1 protein-coding gene is annotated in these 239 nt (G+C 49.0%); it reads left to right on the top strand.

Annotation, left to right across the window (positions count from 1 at the left end):
* Positions 1-239: TrmH family RNA methyltransferase (locus tag AAEY72_RS16210; protein WP_352311706.1), on the top strand; the 239-nt coding region annotated here is incomplete at both ends.

Raw genomic sequence — 239 nt, 5'->3', positions numbered from 1 at the left:
CCGCATAACCTTGGTGCGTGTCTACGTAATGCAGATGCTGCGGGTGTGCATGGGGTTATCGTGCCGAAAGATAATTCAGTCGGATTAACCTCAACAGTAAGCAAAGTCGCTTGTGGCGCAGCCGAAATCATACCGTTATTTCAAGTGACTAACCTTGCTCGTACCATGCGTCACTTGCAAGATAAAGGTGTTTGGATAGTCGGCGCGGCAGGTGAAGCTGAGAGTAATGTATACCAAGC

Origin of the sequence: Psychrobacter sp. W2-37-MNA-CIBAN-0211 (genome assembly GCF_040309405.1) — a bacterium.
GTDB classification, from domain to species: Bacteria; Pseudomonadota; Gammaproteobacteria; order Pseudomonadales; family Moraxellaceae; genus Psychrobacter; species Psychrobacter glaciei.
This window is presented reverse-complemented; position numbering and strand designations above follow the sequence as displayed.